General features: G+C 72.7%; 15 protein-coding genes. 4 read left to right on the top strand and 11 right to left on the bottom strand.

Annotation, left to right across the window (positions count from 1 at the left end):
- The first annotated feature begins 112 nt into the window (after window positions 1–112).
- A complete protein-coding gene (locus SH922_RS08230) occupies window positions 113–1,915 on the top strand; it encodes a glycoside hydrolase family 15 protein (RefSeq protein WP_393063492.1) in 1,803 nt (600 codons plus the stop codon).
- A 435-nt stretch (window positions 1,916–2,350) separates the two neighbouring features.
- On the opposite strand, the gene SH922_RS08235 is transcribed toward SH922_RS08230, so the two are convergent.
- On the bottom strand, window positions 2,351–3,298 hold the full coding sequence (locus tag SH922_RS08235) for a sulfurtransferase (RefSeq protein ID WP_393056475.1): 948 nt from the start codon (window positions 3,296–3,298) through the stop codon (window positions 2,351–2,353).
- Window positions 3,299–3,476: 178 nt separating this feature from the next.
- Between SH922_RS08235 and SH922_RS08240 the strand changes: the two genes are divergently transcribed.
- A complete protein-coding gene (locus SH922_RS08240) occupies window positions 3,477–5,102 on the top strand; it encodes a PucR family transcriptional regulator (protein WP_393056477.1) in 1,626 nt (541 codons plus the stop codon).
- A 9-nt stretch (window positions 5,103–5,111) separates the two neighbouring features.
- Here the strand turns inward: SH922_RS08240 and SH922_RS08245 are convergent, their stop codons facing one another.
- The 5 genes from SH922_RS08245 to SH922_RS08265 all read right to left on the bottom strand — a co-directional run bounded on the left by SH922_RS08245 (window position 5,112) and on the right by SH922_RS08265 (window position 10,405).
- Window positions 5,112–6,209, bottom strand: coding sequence for a glycosyltransferase family 4 protein (locus SH922_RS08245; RefSeq protein ID WP_393056479.1), 1,098 nt, complete (start codon window positions 6,207–6,209; stop codon window positions 5,112–5,114).
- 307 nt (window positions 6,210–6,516) lie between these two features.
- Entirely contained in the window at window positions 6,517–8,262 is a 1,746-nt protein-coding gene (gene recN, locus SH922_RS08250; protein WP_393056481.1) for a DNA repair protein RecN, read from the bottom strand.
- Between the two features lie 88 nt (window positions 8,263–8,350).
- On the bottom strand, window positions 8,351–9,256 hold the full coding sequence (locus SH922_RS08255) for an NAD kinase (RefSeq protein ID WP_393056483.1): 906 nt from the start codon (window positions 9,254–9,256) through the stop codon (window positions 8,351–8,353).
- The gene (locus SH922_RS08260; protein ID WP_393056485.1) at window positions 9,253–10,068 is read right to left on the bottom strand and encodes a TlyA family RNA methyltransferase; all 816 of its coding nucleotides are present in this window, start codon (window positions 10,066–10,068) and stop codon (window positions 9,253–9,255) included. Before SH922_RS08260 ends, SH922_RS08255 begins: the two co-directional genes overlap by 4 nt.
- A 7-nt stretch (window positions 10,069–10,075) precedes the next feature.
- Window positions 10,076–10,405: a hypothetical protein gene (locus tag SH922_RS08265; protein ID WP_393056487.1), complete on the bottom strand. Its 330-nt coding sequence runs from the start codon at window positions 10,403–10,405 to the stop codon at window positions 10,076–10,078.
- A gap of 43 nt (window positions 10,406–10,448) precedes the next feature.
- Between SH922_RS08265 and SH922_RS08270 the strand changes: the two genes are divergently transcribed.
- Window positions 10,449–10,796: an SCP2 sterol-binding domain-containing protein gene (locus SH922_RS08270; RefSeq protein ID WP_393056489.1), complete on the top strand. Its 348-nt coding sequence runs from the start codon at window positions 10,449–10,451 to the stop codon at window positions 10,794–10,796.
- 75 nt (window positions 10,797–10,871) lie between these two features.
- On the opposite strand, the gene SH922_RS08275 is transcribed toward SH922_RS08270, so the two are convergent.
- The 4 genes from SH922_RS08275 to SH922_RS08290 all read right to left on the bottom strand — a co-directional run bounded on the left by SH922_RS08275 (window position 10,872) and on the right by SH922_RS08290 (window position 15,052).
- Entirely contained in the window at window positions 10,872–11,687 is an 816-nt protein-coding gene (locus tag SH922_RS08275; RefSeq protein ID WP_393056491.1) for an ABC transporter ATP-binding protein, read from the bottom strand.
- 89 nt (window positions 11,688–11,776) lie between these two features.
- On the bottom strand, window positions 11,777–12,766 hold the full coding sequence (locus SH922_RS08280; RefSeq protein ID WP_393063493.1) for a FecCD family ABC transporter permease: 990 nt from the start codon (window positions 12,764–12,766) through the stop codon (window positions 11,777–11,779).
- 104 nt (window positions 12,767–12,870) lie between these two features.
- On the bottom strand, window positions 12,871–13,830 hold the full coding sequence (locus SH922_RS08285) for a FecCD family ABC transporter permease (protein ID WP_393063494.1): 960 nt from the start codon (window positions 13,828–13,830) through the stop codon (window positions 12,871–12,873).
- A 193-nt stretch (window positions 13,831–14,023) separates the two neighbouring features.
- The gene (locus tag SH922_RS08290) at window positions 14,024–15,052 is read right to left on the bottom strand and encodes an HAD-IIA family hydrolase (protein ID WP_393056493.1); all 1,029 of its coding nucleotides are present in this window, start codon (window positions 15,050–15,052) and stop codon (window positions 14,024–14,026) included.
- Between the two features lie 71 nt (window positions 15,053–15,123).
- Here SH922_RS08290 and SH922_RS08295 point away from each other — a divergent pair, with 71 nt between their 5' ends.
- A complete protein-coding gene (locus tag SH922_RS08295) occupies window positions 15,124–16,401 on the top strand; it encodes a DUF1015 family protein (RefSeq protein WP_393056495.1) in 1,278 nt (425 codons plus the stop codon).
- A 57-nt stretch (window positions 16,402–16,458) separates the two neighbouring features.
- Here the strand turns inward: SH922_RS08295 and SH922_RS08300 are convergent, their stop codons facing one another.
- On the bottom strand, window positions 16,459–17,229 hold the full coding sequence (locus tag SH922_RS08300; RefSeq protein ID WP_393056497.1) for a tetratricopeptide repeat protein: 771 nt from the start codon (window positions 17,227–17,229) through the stop codon (window positions 16,459–16,461).

Genomic DNA, 17,229 nt, shown 5'->3' on the forward strand with positions numbered 1-17,229 from the left:
CTCCGGGCGAGGTATGAGCTCGCAGGTTCCCCCACATCAACCCCCTGCAACGACCTCTTGACCCGCAGTAAGCGCCCCACGGGGCGACATGGCCGTTCGACTGGAGATGCACGTGGCCGGGCGCATCGAGGATTACGCACTCATCGGAGACATGCAGACCGCCGCCCTGGTCTGCCGGGACGGCACGGCCGACTGGCTGTGCCTGCCCCGCTTCGATTCACACGCCGTCTTCGCGGGACTGCTGGGTACCGAGGAGCACGGCTTCTGGCGCCTGGGACCGGCCCGCGCGGAGGGCACGGAACCGCCGCAGGCGGACCGTCGCCGCTATCGCGGGGACTCACTGATCCTGGAATCGGAATGGGACACGCCGCGCGGCACGGTCAGAGTGACCGACTTCATGCCGCCTCGCGACGGCGCGCCCCAGCTGATCCGGATCGTGGAGGGGATCAGCGGCCGGGTGCCCATGCGCTCGGAGCTGCGGATGCGGTTCAGCTACGGGCGCGTCACCCCCTGGGTACACAAGGTGGACGGCCGTACGGTCGCCGTCGCGGGCCCGGACTCGGTCTGGCTGGACACCCCCGCTGAGACCTTCGGCGAGAACCTGACGACGTACTCCGACTTCACCGTCGCCCCCGGTGACCGGATCGCGTTCACGATCAGCTGGCAGCCCTCGCACCGCGAACCGCCCGCCCTCCCGGATCCGGAGGGCTCGCTGGAGGCCACCGCGGACTTCTGGCGCGAGTGGGTCGCCCAGTGCACGTACCACGGCCCCTACCGCGAGGCCGTGGTCCGCTCGCTGATCACTCTGAAGGCCCTGACGTACGCGCCGACCGGCGGCATCGTCGCCGCGCCGACCACGTCCCTGCCGGAGGACATCGGCGGTTCACGCAACTGGGACTACCGCTACACCTGGCTGCGCGACGCCGCGATCACTCTCTCCTCGCTCCTGCGCACCGGCTACCGCGAGGAGGCCCGCGCCTGGCGCGAGTGGCTGCTGCGGGCGGTCGCGGGCGACCCCGAGAACCTCCAGATCATGTACGGCATCGCGGGCGAGCGGGAGCTCGGCGAGGCGGAGCTGGACTGGCTGCCGGGTTACGAGAACTCCGGCCCGGTCCGGGTCGGCAACGGCGCGGCGGGCCAGCTCCAGCTGGATGTGTACGGCGAGGTCACCGAGGCCCTGCACCTCGCGCACATGACGGGGCTGACCCGTAACGACTACGCGACCGGTCTCCAGCTCAAGCTGATCGGGTACCTGGAGAAGCACTGGGACGAGCCGGACGAGGGCATCTGGGAGGTGCGCGGGCCGCGCCGGCACTTCGTGCACTCCAAGGTGATGGCCTGGGTCGCGGTCGACCGGACCATCAAGCTGATCGAGTCCGGCGACACGGACGGACCGCTGGAGAGGTGGCGCGAGCTGCGCGACGACATCCACCGCGACGTCTGCGAACGCGGCTACGACAGGGAGCGCAACACCTTCACCCAGTCCTACGGGTCGAAGGAACTGGACGCCTCCCTGCTGCTGATCCCCCAGATGGGGTTCCTGCCGCCCGACGACAAGCGGGTCATCGGCACGATCGAGGCGATCCAGCGGGAGCTGTCCACCGAGGACGGCTTCGTGCTCCGCTACCCCACCTCGGGCGAGAACGCGGGCGTGGACGGTCTGGAGGGCGACGAGGGCGCGTTCCTGGCGTGTTCGTTCTGGCTGGCGGACGACCTGGCGATGATCGGCCGGGTCGACGAGGCCCGCCAGCTCTTCGAGCGCCTGCTGTCCCTGCGCAACGACCTGGGGCTGCTGGCCGAGGAGTGGGACGCGCGGCTGCAGCGCCAGGTGGGCAACTTCCCGCAGGCGTTCAGCCATGTGCCGCTGATCGACACGGCGCTGCGGCTGACTGCAAGCGGGGCGTACGTGGGCTGACGTCGGCCGGCTGGGCGCGCAGGGCCGACCGCCCGGTCGGACACGTCGACGAGCAGGCACCCGGCGGCCCGGCGACACGCTCCCCCGCGCGTGTCGCTCGTGGGCGATCCGCCGGCCCGGTGAGGCCCTGTGGTGGATGTCGACCATGAGGCCGAGCGATTCGTCGACTCGGCCACTGCCCTGTCACCGAAGCGCTCGCCTTGGCATTCGGTCGGTTTGTCGACCTGCGCGCCGAAGGCGGCAGGCGGGCCGGGAGCTCGTCGAGGCGTGCCGTCGCCATCGGCATGACGACCTGCTGATGCAGAGGCCGGGCCGGAGCGGGACGCCGGTCCGAACCGGCTGCGTCCCGACGGCGTACGTGTGCGGATCTCTGCTTCGGTCCGGAGGATCTCTGCGGGACGGGACCCCGGGCTCACCGCAGCACCACCACCGCCGTCAGCCGGCCTCCGCCTCCTGGTCCGTCACCACCGGACGGTGCTCCGAGGGCAGCCCCCACTCGCTCCAGGAGCCGTCGTACACCGCCAGCTCGCGGTACCCGGCCAGCGCGGCGCCCAGCGTCAGGACGCAGGCGGTGACACCCGATCCGCAGCTGAAGAACAGCCGCTCCCGGTCCTGCGCCAGCGCGGTGAACGCGGCCCGCAGTTCCTCCGCCGGGCGCATCCGGCCCTCGTGCTGGATCTCGCCGAAGGGCAGACTGACCGCCCCGGGCATATGGCCGCCGCGCAGGCCCGGGCGCGGCTCGGGGGCCGTCCCGCGAAAGCGTTCCCGGGACCGGGCGTCGAAGACTGCGGATGCCGGGTCGGAGAGGGCCGCCGCCACCGCGTCGGCGCCCACGAGCAGTCCCGCGCGCGGCCTGGCGGTGAAGTCACCGCGCTCCGCGGGGGCGGTGGGTGCGCCGTCCTCCGTCGGCAGTCCGGCAGCCGCCCAGCCGGGCAGGCCCCCGTCGAGCACCGCGACCCGGTCGAAGCCCATCGCACGGAGCATCCACCAGGCCCGGGCGCTGGAGTAGATGCCCACCGCGTCGTAGACCACGACCGTGTCGCCGTCGTGCAGGCCGAGAGAGCGCAGCTCCTCGGTGAACCGTCCGGCGTCGGGCATCGTGTGGGGCAGCGGTCCCGTGTGGTCGGAGAGCGTGCCGTCGATGTCGAACGGCCGCGCACCCACGATCCGCTGCGCGGACCCCCGGTGCGCGCCGACGGAGGCATCGAGCACCAGGAGCCCCGGGGAGCCGAGCCGTCCGGCGAGCCAGTCCGGGCCGACCAGCGGGCCGGGCAACGGGCCGGGCAACGGGCCGGGCAGGGGATCGTCCGGCCCCGCGTCCGCCGTCCTCACGGGCGCGCCGGGACCGACCCGCTCCCCGTACGGCAGCGCATCCTCGTCCATGCTTGCTCCCCCTCGTCCCGGTAGCAGGATTTTCAAGATCGCAGCGGGCCCCGGCCCTGTCAACGGCGTACCGCCCCGACAGAGCCTCCGGCGTCCCGGGCCGGTACCTTCCTGACCAGGGTGACCGCAGCCGTGCGGCCACCCGGTCCGACAGACGCGAAACGCGAGGCCAGAGCCAGTGGAGACCCAAGGCGGCATCACCGTGCAGCGAGCCCTTGAGCTGCCGGGTCTGCGCAGCGGACTCCCCGAGGTGGTGACCGGAGGCGACCGGCTCGGCCGTACCGTGCGCTGGGTACACGCGGGCGAGGTCCCCAACATCGCGTCGCTGCTCAAGGGCGGCGAGCTGCTCCTCACCACCGGCCTGGGTCTCGGAACCCGCCCTGCCGAACAGCGGGCGTTCGTCCGGCGGCTCGCCGACCGCGGGATCGCCGCCCTCGTCGTGGAACTCGGTCCGCGCTTCAGCAGGCTGCCGTCCTCGATCGTGGACGCCGCCCGCGCAGCCGGGCTGCCGCTGGTCCAGCTGCACCGCGAGGTGCCGTTCGTGACGGTGACGGAGGAGATCCACACCGAGATCGTCAACGGCCACTACGCGCTCCTGCAGCAGGCCGAGGAGGTCCACCGGCGCTGCACCCAGGCGCTGCTCGGTGGCGGCGGGGTGCCCCAGGTGCTCGGCATCCTGGCGGATTTCACGGCCAACCCGGTCTTCCTGGAGACGGCCGACGGCCAGCTGCTGTACGCGGCGGGCACCGAGTCGGGCCCGGTGTCCGCCGATCCGCTCCAGGTCTGGGACGGAATGCGGGGCGGCCGGGCCGCCCGTGAGTCGCCACCCGTCGGCTCGGTGCTGGTGGATGTGCCGGGCGGTGGCCCGGGAACCGGCTCGGTGCGGGCCAGGCTGGTCCTGTTGGCGGTGGACGCGCCGCTGGTGCCGGTGCACCGGATGGCGGCGGAACGGGCGGCGGGCATCCTCGCGGTGGTGCTGATGCAGGCCCGCCAGGAGGAGGAGCTCGCGGCGCGCGGCCGTGGTGACTTCCTCACCGACCTCGCGGAGGGCCGCATCACACCCGAGGACGCGCCGGCCCAGGCACGTGTACTGGGCTTCAAGCCGGGCGAGATGCCGCTGCTCCCCGTGGTGATGCGGCTGGCCCCGGAGCTCTCCCCCTCCGGGAACTGGGCGCTGATGGCACGCGCGGTCCTGGAGGAGCTGTCCTCGGTGGGGGTGCCGGTGCTGCTCGGGGTGCGGCCGGTGGAGGGCCGGGTGCCGCTGCTGCTGGGGCTGCGTACGGAGACGGAGCGTACGGCGGTGGCCGACCGGGTCGCCGCGGCGCTGCGGGCCGGGGTGGAGCGGGCCGGCCTGGAGCGGGCGGGCTCCCATCCCCCCGTCGTGGTGGTCGGGGTGGCGGGCAGCTGGGCGGCGGCCGGTGCGGGGCTGCGGCACGCGGCGGAGACGGCGACCGCGGCCCAGGGGCTGAGCGACCGGCCCTGGTACGACGCCCGGCGGCTCGACATCGATCTGCTGCTGTGGCGGCTGCGGGACCATCCGGATCTGGCGGCGTTCGTCGAGCGGGCGATCGGCCCGCTCCGCGATCACGACCGCACCTCGCGCCCGCCGCTGCTGCCCACGCTGGAGACGTATCTGGCCCATGCGGGCCGCAAGGCGGAGACGGCACGCGAACTGCATCTGAACCGCCAGACGCTGTACAACCGGCTGGCCCGCATCGGTGAGCTGCTCGGCACCGATCTGGACGACCCGCAGGCCGTCCTGGCACTGAGCCTGGCCCTGCGCGCCCGCCGCCATGCGACGTGACCGGCGGCCTCAGCGGGTCCGGGCCACCGCGAGCGGCTGCACCAACTCGTCGTACACGCTGAGCACTTGGGCGATCGTGTCGTCCTCGGTCGGCCAGCTCGCGGCCTGTCTGGGGCCGGCGGCCGCCAGTCGTTCCCGCTCCGCCGGATCACCGAGCAACCGGGCGACGGCCCGGGCGAGCGCCTCCGCGTTCGCGTACGGCACGAGTTCCGCCGCGTCACCCACGAGTTCGGGCACTCCGCCGACCGCGGTCGCGACCAGCGGCGCGCCGATCCGCAACGCCTCCTGGGCCAGCACCGAACGCGCCTCCCAGCGGCTGGGCAGCACGACCAGGTCGGCGGCAGCCAGGAGTTCGGGAACGTCGGCTCGGCCGCCGATCAGCGAGACGGGCAGGTCCTCGGCCTTGATCCGGCGCCGCAGCGCCGCCCGCTCACGCCCCTCACCCGCGATGACCAGCAGAGGTACGGGGTCGAGCCGGCGCCACATCCGTGCCGCATCGAGCAGCGTGCCGTACCCGTGATGCGGTACGAGGCTGCCCACCGCCACGATCAACGGCCGTTCCACCGCACCGAGTTCGGCCCGAACCTTGCCCTCGGGCGCCGGCGCGGGGACACGTGGCGCGGGAACGGCGACGGGCGCGAGGCGGGCGTCGCGCGCACCGCGGCGCCGGGCCCGGTCGACCAGGTCCGACGACGTGCCGAGCACAACCGACGCCGCACGGGCGGCTCTTCGCTCCAGCATGTGCAGCAGCCGGCGGCGCGCACCCTCGGCGTGGGCCCGGGTGTGCCAGGTCATGACCAGCGGGACCTGTCGGCCGCCGAGCGCCAGCGCGGCCCGCACGGCGGCGTGCAGTCCGTGCGCGTGCACGACGTCGGCACCTTGGCAGGCGGCGCGCAGCGTGGCGACGGCGGCGGGGTCACTGCGCCGGGGTACCGGCACGAAACGGGCCCCCGTGCCGGAGAACTCGTAGGCGCGCTCCAGCGCCGCGGGCGCGCAGACGGTGACCTGCACGCCTCGCGCGACCAGTCCGGCCGCCAGCGATCCGACATGGGCGCTGCTGCCCGAACTGCCGCCGCCCAGCACTTGGACCGTACGCAGCTGTGACACGTTGAATGGCTCCCGGGGCTCCCGAGTCGGGGGTAACGGCGTCACCCGACGGCCGTAAGTACACCGTCAAGGATGCCAGTCCGTACGCACGTTCCGGCACGGCCGAGCCGATACGCCGGGGCGCACCGCGACAAACCGGGCGTGGCGCACCACCCGCACGGGTGAACCCCGGGCGGAACCGGACGCGGGATCAGCGCTTGCCGACCGCCTCGGTGAGCCGGCTGACGCGGGGTCTCCGTCCGCGCGGCGACGGGCGGACAGGCGCACGGACGGGCAGGCGCCGCGTCCGCTCATGCAGACAGAGCGCTCAGCCGTCCGCCCGTGCCGTGGCCAGCAGTTCCTCCGCGTGTGCCCGGGCCGTCTCGGAGTCCTCCTGGCCCGCGAGCATCCGCGACAGCTCCCGTACCCGGTCCTCGCCCTCCAGGACCGTGACACCGCTGCTGGTCACCGAGCCGTCCACGGTCTTCTCGACCAGCAGCTGGCGATCGGCGAACGCGGCCACCTGGGGCAGGTGGGTGACGACCACGACCTGCGCCGACCGGGCGAGCTTCGCCAGCCGCCGGCCGACCTCGACGGCCGCCTTGCCGCCGACGCCCGCGTCGACCTCGTCGAAGAGGTAGGTGGGTACGGGGTCGGAGCCGGCGAAGACCACCTCGACGGCGAGCATCACCCGGGACAGTTCGCCGCCCGACGCACCCTTGGCGATCGGGCGGGGCTGGGCGCCGGGGTGCGGGGCCAGCAGGAGTTCGACCTCGTCGGCGCCGGACGGTCCGTACGCCACGTTGCGCCCGTCGATCTCGATGCCCGACGCCTCGTCCGCCGCCTCGGTCTGCCGGATGTCGAAGGAGACGCGGGCGTGGGGCATGGCGAGGGAGGCGAGTTCCGCGGTCACCGCGTCGGCGAAGAGCGCGGCGGCTGCCGTACGGGCATCCGTCAACGCCTGGCCGAGGCTGGAGAGTTCGGCGCGCAGGGCATCGCGTTCCGCGGTCAGTTCGCCGATCCGGTCGTCGTCGCCCTCCAGCTCGGTCAGCCGGGCCACTCCGTCCTCGGCCCAGGCCAGCACTGCGGCGATGTCCACGCCGTACTTGCGGGTCAGACCGGTGAGCGCGGCGCGGCGCTCCTCGACCGCGGCGAGCCGCAGCGGATCCGAGTCCAGCTGGTCGGCGTAACCGGACAGTTCGCCCGCGACGTCGGAGAGCAGGATCGAGATCTCGCCGACCCGGTCGGCGAGCGCGGCGAGCGCCGGATCGTGGGCGCGCACCCCGTCCAGGGCCTGTCCGGCGGCCGCGACGACGGCTCTCGCGTCGACGGCCTCCGGGTCCTCGGGGTTGCCGGCCAGCGCGGTGTGCGCGAGAGCGGCGGCGGAGGCCAGCGCATCGGCGTGGCCCAGGCGCTGCGCCTCGGCGGCGAGGTCGGCGTCCTCGCCGGGCAGCGGTTCGACCGCAGCGATCTCGTTCAGCCCGAAACGCAGCAGATCGGCTTCCTGGGCGCGCTCACGGGCGCGCGTGGTCAGCTCGTCGAGCTCACCGGCGACCTCGCGCAGCCGCCTGTAGGCCGCCTCGTACTTGGCGTGGGGCACGGCGACACCGTCGCCCGCGTACCGGTCCAGGGCCTGCCGCTGCCGGGCCGGCTTGAGCAGCCCCTGCTGGTCGGTCTGGCCGTGCACGGCGACGAGTTCGTCGGCGAGTTCGGCCAGCACTCCCACCGGCACGGATCTGCCGCCGAGATGGGCCCGGGAGCGCCCTTCCGCGGAGACGGTCCGGCTGATGAGCAGCGCACCGTCCTCGATCTCGGCCCCGGCCTCCTCGGCCCGCAACGCCACCGCGTCGCCCTCGGCCACCGTGATCCGGCCCTCGACGACAGCGGCCTTGGCACCGATCCGCACCAGGGCAGGGTCGGCGCGCCCGCCGAGCAGCAGCCCCAGACTGGTGACGACCATGGTCTTGCCCGCGCCGGTCTCACCGGTCACCGCGGTGAAACCGGGTGACAGTTCCACCACCGCGTCGTCGATGACTCCGAGCGACCGTATCCGCATCTCCTCCAACACGGACATGACCATACGAGGTTTCATGGCCCGCGCGCACACGGGTCGCGGTCCGGGCGCCGGATCCGATGGATCCGCCGGTGCGAAAACCGTCGAGTCAGTGCGGTGCGCCCCGCCACCCCGACACGGGCAGCGCGAACTTGGCCACCAGCCGGTCCGTGAACGAGGCCTGGTGCAGTCGCGCAAGCCGTACGGGCACGGCACCGCGCCGCACCTCGACACGCGCGCCCGCGGGCAGCTCCACGGTCCGGCGCCCGTCGCACCACAGCACCCCGTGCGGGGTGTGCGGCTGGACCTCGACGGCGAGCACCGAGGTCGGCGAGGTCACCAGCGGCTTGGCGAACAGCGCGTGGGCGCTGATCGGGACCATCAGCAGCGCCTCGACCTCGGGCCACACGACGGGACCGCCGGCCGAGAAGGCGTACGCGGTCGAGCCGGTGGGCGTCGCGCACACGATGCCGTCGCAGCCGAATCCGGTCACCGGCCGGCCGTCGATCTCCAGCACGACCTCGAGCATCCGCTCGGGCGACACCTTCTGCACGGCCGCCTCGTTGAGCGCCCAGTCCCGGTGGACGATGTCGCCGTTGCTGTGCACGAGGACGTCGATCGTCATGCGCTCCTCGACGGTGTACGCCCGGGTGACGACCCGGTCGACGACCTTGTCGAGGTCGTCGCGCTCGGCCTCGGCGAGGAAGCCGACCCGGCCGAGGTTGACGCCGAGCATCGGGACCCCGGAGGCGCGCGAGAGCTCGGCGCCCCGCAGCAGCGTCCCGTCGCCGCCCAGCACGATCAGGAGCTCACAGCCGTTCACCGCCTCGGGCGAGGCATCGGTGACGGTCTCGACGGACGGCGGCAGCGGCAGATCGGCCGCCTCCATCGCCAGGACCCGCACGCCCAGGCCGCTGCGGAGCAGCCCCTGGACGACGAGCTCGGCGCTGCGGATCGCGGCCGGCCGGCCGGTGTGCGCCAAGAGAAATACTGTTCGTGCCGCATTCGTCGTCAACGAGGCCCCTCCGCCACTGCACGGTCGACATCTGCGGGATCCAGCTCAGGTGCTCCGGCCCGCAGCCACAGAAAGTACTCGACATTCCCTGACGGCCCGGGCAACGGGCTCGCCGTCACACCCCGCACACCCAGGCCCAGCGCCCAGGCCCTGCGGGCCACCTCCCGTACCGCTTCGGCGCGCAGCTCGGGGCTGCGCACCACGCCGCCGCTGCCGAGGCGCTCCTTGCCGACCTCGAACTGCGGCTTGACCATGAGGACCAGGTCCGCGTCGGGGGCGGCGCAACGCGCCAGGGCGGGCAGCACGAGACCGAGCGGGATGAACGACAGATCGCCCACCACCAGGTCCACCGTCTCGCCGTCGATCGCCTCCAGGGTCAGTTCCCGCACATTGGTACGGTCCTTGACGACGACGCGTTCATCGGACTGGAGCGACCAGGCGAGCTGCCCGTAGCCGACGTCCACGGCGAGGACGCGGGCCGCTCCGGCCCGCAGCAGCACATCGGTGAACCCACCGGTCGACGCCCCGGCGTCCAGCGCCCGCCGTCCCTCCACCTTCAGCCCGAGCGGGACGAAGGCGGCGAAGGCGCCCGCCAGCTTGTGGCCGCCCCGCGAGACGTACTCGGGGTCGCTGTCGTCCTTGGTGACGACGAGCGCGGCACTCGTCTCGACCTGGGTGGCCGGTTTGGTCGCGGTGTTGCCGCCGACGGTCACCCGTCCTGCGGCGATCAGCTGGCTCGCATGCTCGCGTGAGCGGGCGAGCTTTCGGCGTACCAGCTCGGCGTCGAGGCGGCGACGGGCCACTCCTGCCACGTTCGGTTCAGCTCCTGTTGTCGTACGAGGGCATCGGTGCGGGTGCCGGTGCGGGTGCGGGCCTGGCGTCCAGCGCGGTCAGCGTGTCGCGCAGGCCACGGTGTACATCCTCGTACACCTCGATGTGTCCGTCCGCCGGGAGGTGGTCCGCATCGGCCAGACGCTCCAGGTGCGCGTCCACGCCGGAGCTGCCCGTGGGCGTGCGTACGACACCGAGGGGCGCCGGACCGGCGGGCTCGTGCGAGACCGTGGCGGGCGGCTCCTGCGGTACGTCCTGCGGCATCTCCCCGGGCGCTGTTCCGGCGGCCGGGTCCGGCCCCGGCGTCGAGTCGCTCATGCGGGAAACGCTACCGCGAAGGGCTGCGGTACCGTCGGTCACGATGGCGACCATGGCGGAGTGCCGCAGCGCACTCGACAGACTTTCCGACAACCTCGCGGGGGCCGACGGCGATGTGCGCAGCGCGGCGGCGCTCGACCGTTCGCTCAGCTGCCACATCAAGGACCTCGACGTGACGTTCACCGGACGCCTCACCGGCGGCCGGATCCAGGTCCTGGACACGGTCCAGGGACCGCCTCCGGAGAAGGCGGAGATCCGGCTCGCGATGACCGGGGACGACCTGGTGGCGATGGTGGACGGCGAGCTGAACTTCGCCAAGGCGTGGGGCTCGGGCAGGGTCCGTCTGGAGGCCGGCTTCCGCGACCTCCTGAAGCTCAGATCGCTGCTGTAGCAGCCACCACGCAGCCGGGGCGGCGCCGGCCGCCCCGAGCCCGTCCGGCGATTGAGGGCACAGCGTGGCCGCAGCTCACGCGCCCCTGGACACCGGCACCCGCGGCCCGCGCACCCGCGCGGCAGGCACCACCAGCGGCGTCCCCGTCTCCGGATCGGGGATCACCTGGCACCGCAGCCCGAACACCCGCTCCACGAGCTCCGCGGTGACGATCTCCCCGGGCTCGCCCTCCGCGATGATCTCGCCCTCCCGCATGGCGATGAGGTGCGTGGCGTACCGCGCGGCGTGGTTCAGATCGTGCAGGACCGCCACCAGCGTGCGTCCCTGCGTCTCGTGCAGTTCGGCGCACAGGTCGAGCACGTCGATCTGGTGCTGGATGTCGAGGTAGGTGGTCGGCTCGTCGAGCAGCAGCAGGGGCGTCTGCTGGGCGAGCGCCATCGCGATCCAGACCCGCTGGCGCTGCCCGCCGGACAATTCGTCGACATAGCGATCACCCAGCGCGCCGACACCGGTCGATGCCATCGATTCCTCGATAATGCGTTCGTCCTCGGGTGACCACTGCCGCAGCAGCCCCTGGTGCGGGTAGCGCCCCCGGGCCACGAGGTCCGCCACCGTGATGCCCTCCGGTGCGATGGAGGACTGGGGCAGCAGCCCCAGGGTCCTGGCGACCTTCTTCGCGGGCAGGCCGTGAATCGCCTCCCCGTCGAGCAGCACCCTGCCCCGGGTCGGCTTCAGCATCCGGGACAGCGCCCGCAGCAGCGTGGACTTCCCGCAGGCGTTGGGGCCGACGATCACGGTGAACGAGTGGTCGGGGATCTCGACCGAGAGGTTCTCCGCGATGACCCGCTGGTCGTATCCGAGGGTCACCGAATCGGCGGTGAGACGCTGCATGGTCGTACTCCGGGGGTGGGTCGGTTCGGTGAGGGGACGGGGGGCAGTGTCGGTGCCGGGCGCCCGCTCCGCGCCCCGTGCACGGGCCTTCATATGCGGCCCGCCTTGCGCTCGGACACGAGGAGCCACAGCAGATAGCAGCCACCGAGCACCCCGGTGATGACTCCGACGGGCAGTTGCCGGTCGCCGAAGGCCTCCATCGAGACCCAGTCGGCGACGAGGAGCAGCGCCGCCCCCATGAACGTCGCGGCCACCAGGTTGGGGCCGGTGGAGCGGCTGAGCCGGCGGGCCAGCTGCGGGGCGCTCAGCGAGACGAAGGCGATCGGTCCCGCGGCGGCCGTGGCGACGGCGACGAGCAGCACGGCGGAGCCCATCAGGACGAGCCGGGTGCGTTCGACCCGTACGCCGAGCGCGTACGCGGCGTCGTCGCCCATCTCCATCACCCGCAGGGCGGGCCCATGCCCGAACACCAGCGGGAGCAGCACGCCGCAGACCACGAGCAGGGGCCAGACCTGCGCCCAGTCCCGGCCGTCGAGCGAACCCGTCATCCAGACGACGGCACGGGTCGCGTCGACCAGGTTGGCCTTGGTGATCAGGTACTGGGTCGCGGCGGTGAGCATGGCGGCCGCGCCGATCCCCACCAGGACGAGCCGGAATCCGTGGACCCCGCGCTTCCACGCCAGCAGGTAGACGGCGACCCCGGTCAGCAGTCCGCCGGCCACCGCGCCGCCCGCGACCGCGGCCGCGCCGCCCTGGAAGAGGACGATCACGGTCAGCGCCCCCACGGTCGCGCCCTGGCCGAAGCCGAGTACGTCCGGGCTGCCGAGCGGGTTGCGCGAGATGGTCTGGAAGACGGCGCCGCCGACGCCGAGGGCCGCCCCGACGAGGAGTCCGACCAGCACCCGCGGCAGGCGCAGGTCCGTGACGATGAACTCCTGCTGGAAGGTGCCGTGTCCGAAGAGCGTGGTGACGACCTCGCCCGGCGTCATCGCGAAGTCGCCGCTGCCGATGAGGACGACGGCTGCGATCGCGGCCACGGCGGCGAGCAGCAGGATGACGAGGGACGCCCGGGCGTTCATCCGGAACGAGTACCCGCCGGCCGTCCGCACGGCCCGTACCGACCGCGCAGTCCCCTTCGTCTCCGCGCTCGCTGTCGTCTCTCCGGTCTCCGCCTTGGTGGCCTTCACAGCTGGGGCATCCTCTTGCGTCGTACGAGGTGGATGAAGACGGGCCCGCCGAGCAGCGCGGTGACGATGCCGACCTGCAGTTCGGACGGACGGGCGACGATCCGGCCGACCACGTCCGCGCCGAGAAGGAGCACCGGGGAGAGCACGGCCGCGTACGGCAGGATCCACCGCATGTCGGGGCCGGTGATCGCTCGCACCAGGTGCGGGATCATCAGCCCGATGAAGACGATGGGCCCGCACGCGGCTGTGGCGGCCCCGCACAGCAGGGTGACGGCGAGCATCGCGAGGACCCGGGTCCGGGTGAGATGGGCGCCGAGGGCCCGCGCCGTGTCGTCGCCCATCTCCAGGGCGTTGAGCGGTCGCGCGATGAGCAGCGTGAGGAGTACGCCGAGTGCGATGAACGGCCACACCTTGCCGATGGTGTCCATGTTCGCGGAGGCCAGCGAGCCGACGGTCCAGAACCGCAGCCGGTCCAGCGCCGCCGAGTCCAGCAGCTGTACGGCGTTGACGTAGCCGTACAGTGCGGCGGTGACGGCCGTCCCCGCGAGCGCGAGCCGTACCGGATTGGCGGACCGGCTGCCGCCGAGCAGATACACGGCGACCGAGACGATCGCGGCTCCGGCGAAGGCGAACCAGACATATCCGGTCAGCGAGGTGACGCCGAAGAAGCTGATGGCGGAGACGACCGCCGCCGACGCACCCGCGTTGACGCCGAGCAGCCCGGGCTCGGCGAGCGGGTTGCGGGTCAGCGCCTGCATCACGGCCCCGGCGAGTCCGAGTGCGGCGCCGACGATCAGCCCGAGCACGGTCCGGGGGATCCGCACCTTCCGTACGAGGACGTCGTCGCCGCTCCCCCCGTAGTGGAACAGGCCGTGCCACACATCTGCGAGCGGCAGGCCCTTGGCGCCGATCGCAATACTCGCCAGGCACACCAGCACCAAGGCGGCCAACGCCACCAGGAGCCCTGCGGCACGTACCGCATGGCGCCTGGGGGGCGCGGCGCTGACCGGCGCGGCTATCGGGCCTGCGCTCGGGTTCGGAGGACTCTCAACCAACACGGGGTTAGGTTAGCCTAGCCTGCTGTGGCCTCGATCTGAGCGCCCTCACCGCGGCCCGGCCCCCGCCGGAAGCGGCCGCCCCTCACCGCCGCTACAGCCCGAGCCGGGCCACCGCCTTCCCCGAGTCCAGTGCGCACGAGCCGTCCCCGGCGTGCGTCCACGCGGCCGCGCACAGCGCCCGCAGACCGTCGAGCGCGTCCCCATCGCCTTCCAGCACCAGCGCCTCGCCACGTACGGAGGCCGTCCAGCCGCCGCAGGCGTACGCCTCGTCCGTCCGCGTCACCTCGGGCTGCCCCGTCAGCAGCCCACGCAGGTCGGCGTCCACGTACGTCGGCCGGTGTTCGGGCACCGCGGCCACCAGCTGTGCCGCATCCGTCACTCCGGTCAGCACCAGCAGGGAGTCCACTCCCCCGTTGAACGCCCCCTCGATGTCCGTGTCGAGTCGGTCCCCGACCACCAGCGGCCGCTCGGCCCCGGTCCGCAGCACCGTCTCGCGGTGCATCGGCGGCAGCGGCTTCCCGGCCACCTGCGGCTCGGCTCCGGTCGCGATCCGTACGACCTCCACGGCCGCTCCGTTGCCCGGCGCGATCCCCCGGGCGCTCGGAATCGTCAGGTCCGTGTTGGACGCGAACCACGGCAGTCCGCGATTGATGGCGTACGAGGCCTCTGCGAACCTGCCCCACGCCATGTCCGGCCCGCCATATCCCTGCACCACCGCGACCGGGTCGTCGTCCGCGGACTCCACGGGCTCCAGCCCGCGTTCACGCAGCGCCACCCGCAGCCCCTCGCCCCCGATCACCAGCACCCGTGCCCCGGCCGGCAGCTGGTCGGCGACCAGCCGGGCCACGGCCTGCGCCGAAGTGATCACGTCGGCGGGCTCGGCGGGCACCCCGATTTCGGTCAGATGCTGCGCCACTGCGGCCGGCGTCCGCAGGGCGTTGTTGGTGACATACGCCAGATGCATACCGCCGTCCCGTGCGGTACCGAGGGCCTCGGCAGCATGGTTGATCGCCTGCCCACCCGCGTACACCACCCCGTCGAGATCGAGCAGCGCCGTGTCGTACGCCTCGCTCAGCGCGGTGCTGCTCCCGCTCGGTCCGGTCCTGCTCGCCTGGCTCATATCCTGCGCTCCTCGTAGCCTGTCTGTCCCCCGATCATCGCGCATCGCCGGACCGCACATACGATGCAGAAATGAACACACGAGGCCCCGCGGACGAGGGACTGCGTCTCATTCCTTTCCGTGGACTGCGTTACGTCCCCGAGCGGGTAGGCAGTCTCTCGGCGGTGACCTCGCCCCCGTACGACGTGGTCGTACGGCCCGACGGGCTGCTCCACCTGGAATCCGCGGACCCGCACAACATCGTGCGGCTGATCCTGCCGCAGGCCGACACCGCGGCCGCCCGGCACGAACAGGCCGCCGCGACCCTGGACCGCTGGCTGGCCGAGGGGGTGCTCGCCCCCGATTCCGAACCGGCGCTGTACGTCTACGAGCAGCGCAACGGCGAGATCCTGCAACGCGGCGTCGTCGGCGCCCTGGCACTCTCGGGCCCCGCGGACGGCATAGTGCTCCCGCACGAGGACGTGATGGCCCATGTCGTCGAGGACCGCGCCGATCTGATGCGGACCACCGGAGCCCACCTCGAACCGCTGCTGCTGACCTACCGCAGCGACGGCAACGCCACAGGCGCGACCGCGGTCATCGAGCGGATCATCCACCGTCCGCCGCTGCTCGCCACAACTACCGAGGACGGCTACAGCCACCGGCTGTGGGCGGTCACCGATCCCACCGACCGGGCGGAGATCGAGACGGACCTGGCCGGTCACCAGGCCCTCATCGCCGACGGCCATCACCGTTGGGCCACCTACCTCCGCCTCCAGCAGGAGCACTCCGTCCCCGGCCCCTGGGACTTCGGCCTGGTCCTCCTGGTCGACACGGCCCGCTACCCGCTCCGGGTCCGCTCCATCCACCGGCTGCTGCACGGGCTGCCCGTCGCCGACGCGCTCGCCGCGCTGGACGGCCTGTTCCGCGTCCGCATCGTCGAGGGGCCGCTCCCAAGGGCACTGGACGCCTTGGCAGACGCGGCAGCGAAGGGCAACGCCTTCCTGCTCGCGGGCGACGGCGCCTTCCATCTCGTCGACCGCCCGTCCGAGAGCCTGCTGGCCCGTACCGTACCGGCGGACCGGCCGGCCGCCTGGCGCACCCTCGACGCGACGGTCCTGCACTCGGCGCTGCTCGACCATGTCTGGCAGATCCCCGACGACCCGGCGCACATCGCCTACATCCACGACACCGCGGCAGCCGTCGAACAGGCCGAGCGCCACAACTCCACGGCGGTGCTGATGCATCCGGTACGCGAAGAGGTCGTCCGCGACCTGGCCCGGCAGGGTGTGACCATGCCTCGCAAGTCGACCTCCTTCGGCCCCAAGCCGGCCACGGGCCTGGTCCTGCGCAGCCTGACTCTCGGCTGACCCGCCCCGAACGCAGAAGAGGGCGGCACCCCATGGGTGCCGCCCTCTTCCTATGCGTTACGCCTTGACCGGACCGTCGTCCTCGTCGTCGTCCTCGTCCTCGTCATCCGCGTCCTCGTCGTCGATGTCGTCGTCCTCATCGGCTACGACCGGCGCCTCGGCGGTGGCGGTGGCGGTGGCGGTGGCGGTGGCGGCATCGTCCTCGTCGTCACCAAGGGCATCGACGAACTCGACACCGTCCAGCTCGGCAAGGCGGTCCGACGCGTCCGTGGAGCCGTCCTTGTCGGCCTCCAAGGCCTTCCCGAACCACTCACGCGCCTCGTCCTCGCGCCCTGCGGCCAGGAGCGCATCCGCGTACGCGTAGCGCAGACGCGGCGTCCACGGGTGCACGGCGCTGGACGCGAGCTCGGAGCTCTGCAGCGTCACGATGGCGGCATCGATCTGCCCCATGTCCCTGCGGGCCCCGGCTGCCACCAGACGCATCTCGACCTGGCCGGCCTTGTCCAGCTTCTGCACCTCGGGCTCGCCCGCCATGGCCATCGCCCGCTCGGGCCGGCCCAGTCCGCGTTCGCAGTCGGCCATGACGGGCCACAGCTCCACGGAACCGGTCATCCGCCGGGACGCCCGGAACTCCGCCAGGGCCTCCGCGTACTTCTGGGTCGCGTAGGCGGCGAAGCCGGCAGCCTCACGCACCGCGGCCACACGCGAGGCGAGCCGCAGGGCGATGCGGGAGTACGCGTACGCCTGCTCAGGGTCCTCGTCGATGAGCCGGGCCACCATGACCAGGTTCCTCGCCACGTCCTCGGCCAGAGTCTTCGGGAGGCTCAT

The sequence above is a fragment of the Streptomyces sp. LN549 genome (assembly GCF_043203805.1).
GTDB lineage: Bacteria > Actinomycetota > Actinomycetes > Streptomycetales > Streptomycetaceae > Streptomyces.

Bases quoted from the DNA above. Each gene is read 5' to 3' on its own strand.
- recN (WP_393056481.1), bottom strand. From the start codon at position 8,262: ATGTCCGTGTTGGAGGAGATGCGGATACGGTCGCTCGGAGTCATCGAC.
- SH922_RS08265 (WP_393056487.1), bottom strand. From the start codon at position 10,405: ATGAGCGACTCGACGCCGGGGCCGGACCCGGCCGCCGGAACAGCGCCC.
- SH922_RS08270 (WP_393056489.1), top strand. From the start codon at position 10,449: ATGGCGACCATGGCGGAGTGCCGCAGCGCACTCGACAGACTTTCCGAC.
- SH922_RS08300 (WP_393056497.1), bottom strand. From the start codon at position 17,229: ATGAGCCTCCCGAAGACTCTGGCCGAGGACGTGGCGAGGAACCTGGTC.
- SH922_RS08295 (WP_393056495.1), top strand. From the start codon at position 15,124: ATGAACACACGAGGCCCCGCGGACGAGGGACTGCGTCTCATTCCTTTC.
- SH922_RS08290 (WP_393056493.1), bottom strand. From the start codon at position 15,052: ATGAGCCAGGCGAGCAGGACCGGACCGAGCGGGAGCAGCACCGCGCTG.
- SH922_RS08275 (WP_393056491.1), bottom strand. From the start codon at position 11,687: ATGCAGCGTCTCACCGCCGATTCGGTGACCCTCGGATACGACCAGCGG.
- SH922_RS08280 (WP_393063493.1), bottom strand. From the start codon at position 12,766: ATGAACGCCCGGGCGTCCCTCGTCATCCTGCTGCTCGCCGCCGTGGCC.
- SH922_RS08235 (WP_393056475.1), bottom strand. From the start codon at position 3,298: ATGGACGAGGATGCGCTGCCGTACGGGGAGCGGGTCGGTCCCGGCGCG.